Origin of the sequence: Dactylosporangium sp. NPDC005555 (assembly GCF_040605635.1) — a bacterium.
Taxonomy (GTDB): Bacteria; Actinomycetota; Actinomycetes; order Mycobacteriales; family Micromonosporaceae; genus Dactylosporangium.
The window spans coordinates 1-5534 of the sequence record NZ_JBEXDG010000137.1 but is presented as its reverse complement, the minus strand read 5'-3'; the positions used below and the strand labels follow the sequence as shown (position 1 = coordinate 5534).

4 protein-coding genes and 1 pseudogene are annotated in these 5534 nt (G+C 36.5%); 4 read left to right on the top strand and 1 reads right to left on the bottom strand.

Annotated elements, in window-relative coordinates; all coding sequences use genetic code 11:
- Window positions 1-808, bottom strand: a pseudogene (locus ABZS58_RS50910) (IS3 family transposase); the annotation flags it as partial.
- A gap of 421 nt (window positions 809-1229) precedes the next feature.
- On the opposite strand from ABZS58_RS50910, the gene ABZS58_RS50905 reads away from it, so the two are divergent.
- From ABZS58_RS50905 to ABZS58_RS50890, 4 genes are all read left to right on the top strand, one after another.
- Entirely contained in the window at window positions 1230-1541 is a 312-nt protein-coding gene (locus tag ABZS58_RS50905; RefSeq protein ID WP_354792033.1) for a hypothetical protein, read from the top strand.
- Between the two features lie 1032 nt (window positions 1542-2573).
- A complete protein-coding gene (locus ABZS58_RS50900; RefSeq protein ID WP_354792031.1) occupies window positions 2574-3725 on the top strand; it encodes a RepB family plasmid replication initiator protein in 1152 nt (383 codons plus the stop codon).
- On the top strand, window positions 3722-4315 hold the full coding sequence (locus tag ABZS58_RS50895) for a hypothetical protein (RefSeq protein ID WP_351502938.1): 594 nt from the start codon (window positions 3722-3724) through the stop codon (window positions 4313-4315). The genes ABZS58_RS50900 and ABZS58_RS50895 overlap by 4 nt, the downstream gene beginning before the upstream one ends.
- 10 nt (window positions 4316-4325) lie before the next feature.
- Window positions 4326-5534: type I restriction endonuclease (locus ABZS58_RS50890; protein WP_354792029.1), on the top strand; the 1209-nt coding region annotated here is incomplete at its 3' end.

Sequence of the window (5534 nt, the reverse complement as noted above, 5' to 3'; positions counted from 1 at the left end):
GCTATCTCTAAGGTGTCACAGGCGAGTTTGGCATCAATTCGATCACTTACTTTCCACGCAATATATTTCCTTGAGTAGAGGTCAAGAATAGCACAGAGATAAACATGTCGTTTAGGTCCTATAGAGATATAAGTGAAATCTGTTGTCCAAACTTGATTTGGGGAGTTCGGGTTAAATTCTTGTTTAAGCAGATTATCAGAAGAAAATACAGGAGCTTTCTTTGATTTAAAACGAGGTTTGATGGTTGACATTTTAGGGAGTGTCATAGACTTGAGAAGTCTTAAGATACGGCCTTCAGAAATATTAACGCCATAATCACGCAGGAGAATGATTTTAAAAGCTCTCGTTCCAATTCTTTTCTTGGCTTTCATATAAATCTCAAGGAGTAATTTTCTCAAGCGTTGATTTTCTACTTCACGCTTCGAAGGCCTCTTGTTTATGAAGTTATAGTAGGTGGAACGATTGACATGTAAAACACGACAGAGCATAACTGTCGTGTGTTCAAATCGGAGTCGATAGATGGCTTTCAATCTTACTTGGAGTTTTGCATGAATATGGCACTCGCTTTTTTTAAGATCAGATTTTCTTCCTCTAGTTGGCCATTCCTTTTTTGTAATTCTTGAATCTGTTTAGCAGTCAACACCGTATTATCTTCAAGACGCACTTGAGAGTACTGCTTAATCCATTTTGCAAGTGCAGAAGAAGATACGCCATAATCTTTACAGAGTTCAGTTTGTGTTTTACCAGTTTGATAGAGATTAACAAGCGATTGTTTGAAATCCTCATCCTAACGTTTAAAACCTGACATAAAAGTCCTTTCATTTTTGTGTCTTAATAGACAGATTATAACACCCAATTTTCTGTCCACTTTTATAGTATAGCTCCATGGCACGTGTTGGTGATCTTTTAGGAATCAACTATCTAGGGACGCATACCATGCGTAAAACAGGCACTTATCGTGTTTATACGCAGTCGAATTATAATATTGGTTTAGTCATACATTTATTAAACCATTCAAGCGAAGCCATGACTTTAACATATCTTGGATTAGATCAAGCTAGTCGAGAAACGATGTTAGACCAAATTGATTATGGGTAATGAATGTTTAGAACTTAGTAGTCGTCCAAAAACGACTACTTTTTTTGTTGAATCGTCCTTGGACGATTCGATGCTTTTGACTTGTAAGAACAGAATTGAATGAAGCCATACTGTTCGCATATTTTTAGTGGATGAACAAACAAAATACGAGAGATTTTTTGTTCGTTCATCCAAAAAGAGGGACGATTTCGGAAGAAGAAAATCGTCCCTTTTTTTCTTCTTTTTGTATGACAAAAAGAAAGATCTTTTGCCCATTTTATTTTTATAAAATGGGTAGGTGGCGTTTGCGTAAAGCAAATCGACACAATCCAAAGGGGATAAAAGGGGAAAGTGAAACTTCCCCCTTTTCAAGCCACATTGTAATACAAGAACGAAGTAATTTGTATTACAATGTGATAGCTTACAGCAGTATTTATGGGTTTATATTTGCTATTTTGTTGTGAGGATTGTAACCGAATAGGGCGCAATGCTTATTACAAAATCAATGACAAAGGGCGATTGAGGAATGAGCGCTGGGGCATTTTATCTTTGAGGAAGTTCTTGATGGATCAGAAAAATGTATCACAAATTGAAACAAAGACTCACTCATTTAAGAGACGCTACTAGCATGAAATTTTGTTGTTGCGATAAGCAACTTCTGATACACGATTTTTAGCCATTACATCACTCGTTTTTAGAGTGATGTGTAAGTGCGCATTGCACTCTTTTTTTACGAAACAAGCCGACCAGCGTTTGAAACTTTTTAGTTTTTCATCATTCTATTTTAAAACGCTCTAAAACTCGATTTAAGCGACTTTAATTCGAAACTGTCTATTTGTTCAAAGGGAACATTAAGAATGCTTAAACGAGCTTTTAAGTGGGTTTAAAGTGATTTTGAATTGAATAGCTTGTTTTAAGTTGTAAAAAAACAAGTTAAACAAAGTATAGGTTTTCCATTTAAGGGTTGTTAGGGCTTGCCCTGACCGTCTGTAAGACGCTTGATTGCAAAGTATGAGTATTTAGCTAGTCAAATAGTTAAAACAGCGTATACGAGCAATTAGAGGGAATCCAAGAAAGTCCTAAGAGAGGGTTTGATCTTTTCTTTTAGCGAGTGCGAGTGAACGCTGCAAGTAAAATGTGAGCGTGGTTTTCGCTCACTCCTTTTTTTGATGATTTTGACTTTGGATTTTACATTTTTGAAAAAAATAAAAAATAGGCGAAGCCTATATATATATTTATCTTATATATTTTAATCTTTTAATCTTTTGCGTCAAAAAAAAGTGAGTGTTTTCAAGGGGTTAAAGAATAATATGTGAAGAAAAAACTGTTTATATATGGAGAAAAAACTGTTTATATATGGAGAAAAAACTGTTTATACATGGAGAATGTCTATTATCTTCTCCATGTATTATGGTATAATAAAAGCATGAAGAAACACTTTTCGTCGAGAGAATCTTCATGCCTATCTAAAATCACTCACAAAGGAGCAGTTTTCTATGACTAGTATACCAAAAAATGAACAAAATCAGAAGCAGGTGCAAATCTTGAACGAATTATCAAAACGAAAAGTAGTGGAGCATAATTCTTTAATTACCAGCATTGCCAAAATGGATAAAACCCCACTCAAAATGTTTGAGTTAGCCGTATCGTGCATTGATACCGAAGAACCGCCTAAAGATCATACAGTCTATCTCTCAAAAGAAGAACTTTTTACGTTTTTTAAAGTTTCTGACAATGACAAACATAGTCGTTTCAAGCAGGCAGTTGAGAATATGCAGAAACAAGCTTTTTTCAAAATTAAAGAAAAAAAAGAACATGGGTTTGAGTTTGAAAATATTGTGCCGATTCCCTATGTTAAGTGGACGGATTATCATGATGAGGTAACGATCCGATTTAGTCCTGAAATTATGCCGTATTTAATCAATTTAAAACAAAATTTCACGCAACACGCTTTGTCTGATCTTGCAGAACTCAATAGCAAGTATTCCATTATCTTGTATCGCTGGTTATCTATGAATTATAACCAGTACGAGCATTATAGTTACAAGGGCGGGCGCCGAGAAGAACAAGTGGAAGCCTACCGCAATCCTTCAATTTCCATGCGAGAATTACGAGAAATGACGGATATAGTCAATGAATATAAACTTTTTGCAGATTTAGAAAAATGGATATTAAAAAAACCTTTGGAAGAAATCAATGATCATACTTCTTTTACCGTGACGTATGACAAAGTCAAAAAGGGGCGCTCGATTGATTCTATCGTCTTTCATATTACGAAAAAACGTCGAGCAGACGATAACAGCTACAAGTTGGAAGATAAAGTCTACCAAGAAGATAAAGCACGTAAAGCAGAAACCGAAGACATGCTGACGGTACAAGCCCTAAAAAGTCCGTATACCAAGCTGCTTATGGAACATTTCTTATTGTCTTATCTAGACTTGACGGATACTAAAATTCTTTCAGGCTTACAAGCACACGTGTACCCTCTCTATGACGAACTGAAAGACTTACGAGGTTTGAATGGGGTCAAAGACCACTTGTCTTATGTGAGAGCCAAGCGAGAAGACTACTCAAAGAAAAATATCACTAAGTATCTCAAAAAAGCAATCGAGCAATACCTACCCACGGTTAAAAGGCAGGACTTATGATGAGTGAAAAGTTAAAGACAATCAAAGAGCTTGCGGATGAAATAGGTGTTTCAAAGCAAGCTGTATGGCAAAAAATAAAAAAAGAATCGTCAATAGATTTACGTCAATTTACGTCAAAAAAAGGAAATACCGTTTACGTTGACGTTGATGGTCAAAAAGTTATTAAGAATGCTTTTTTTAACAAAACGTCAACTAAAAAACGTCAACAAAAAGTTTTTGTTGACGACAACGTGGATAATTCAGTTGATGACAATCCAGAGGGGAATGAAGAGATTTTATTTTTAAGGAATCTAGTGTCCGAACTCCAATCAGAAAAAAAAGATCTTCATAAGCTATTAGACCAGCAACAACGTCTAGCCTTACAGGATAAAAAAGTACTAGAAGAGTATAAATCAGAAATCAATGAATTGAAAGCTCTTAAAATGCCTCAGGAGGATATGAAAGATGGCTCGTCGATAAGGGGTGAGGCGCAGGAAGAAATCAATGAATTGAAAGCTCAATTGAGGTTATCAGAAAAAGAACGAAACAAGGCAAAAGAAAAAGAGCCGGTAAAAACAGAATCTAAAAAATGGTGGAAACTATGGAAATGAGGGGGATCAAATGAGTCATTCGGAACAAATGATTGAAAACCAGTTCATACAGATCTTAAGTGAGAAAGAAAATCAGTGGACTTATCGTCCGGACTTGAAGTCGGAAGAAGCACTTTGGCAAAACTTTAGAGGCCATTTGAACCGAATAAATTTAGCAGTATTGGAAGAGCAACTATTAACGGACAAAGAATTTAAGCAAGTCAAAGTCGAGTTTTCACGTTTGACCGGAACGCCTTTTTTAGCTTCTCAATGGCTTAGAGGAGAAAACGGGGTGGCTCAAGTTTTATTAGAGCGAGAAAATGGGAAAAAAGTGACTTTAGAAGCCTTTAGAAATAAGGATATCTCAGGAGGAACTTCTTCTTATGAGGTGGTTCACCAAGTGGTCCCAGATTCCTCTAGAGTAGATCGTGGAGATGTGAGCTTGCTGATTAATGGGCTCCCAATCATTCATATTGAGCTCAAAAAAGAGTCCGCTAAAGACGGTTTTATGCAAGCTTATTATCAAATTCAGCGTTATGCAGAAGATGGATTTTTTAAAGGGATTTACGCAACCACTCAAATCATGGTGATTTCCAATAAAGTTGATACCCGATACTTTGCAAGACCTAGTGAAGATACCGCTGAAGCCTATGCTCGGATGAAGAAGTTTTTATTTAATTGGCGGACTGAAGACAATCAAACGGTTTCCGATTTGTTTGATTTTACTCGTACAGTTTTGCGGATACCCGATGCCCATGAATTGATTAGCCAATATACCATTCTCGTCGATGATCAAAAAAATCAAAAATTCCTCATGGCTTTAAGACCTTACCAAATTCATGCTATTCGTAAGATTCGTCAAAAAGCTGCACAGCATGAAGGAGGATTTATTTGGCATGCGACAGGTTCAGGAAAGACCATTACCAGTTTTGTCGCAACGAAATTATTAGCACAAAATGCGATCGGTGTCGATCGTACGGTCATGGTTGTTGATAGAACAGACTTAGATGCTCAAACGCAGGATGAGTTTACGAAGTTTGCCTCGGAATATCATACCGGACAAACGACCGGAAATTCGGTAGCCAATACTTTGATTGTTGGGATCAAAAATCAAAAACAGTTGGCTCGAAACCTCCTTTCATCAAAAAATAATAATACGATTTTAGTGACCACGATTCAAAAACTCTCTGCGGCTATGCGAAGTGCCCAACAAGAGAGTGAAGAAAAAGGCTCGAATCAA

What these genes read in the sequence shown, in the direction of transcription:
- ABZS58_RS50905 (WP_354792033.1), top strand. Translation starts at nt 1,230, where the DNA reads ATGAACAAACAAAATACGAGAGATTTTTTGTTCGTTCATCCAAAAAGA.
- ABZS58_RS50900 (WP_354792031.1), top strand. Translation starts at nt 2,574, where the DNA reads ATGACTAGTATACCAAAAAATGAACAAAATCAGAAGCAGGTGCAAATC.
- ABZS58_RS50895 (WP_351502938.1), top strand. Translation starts at nt 3,722, where the DNA reads ATGATGAGTGAAAAGTTAAAGACAATCAAAGAGCTTGCGGATGAAATA.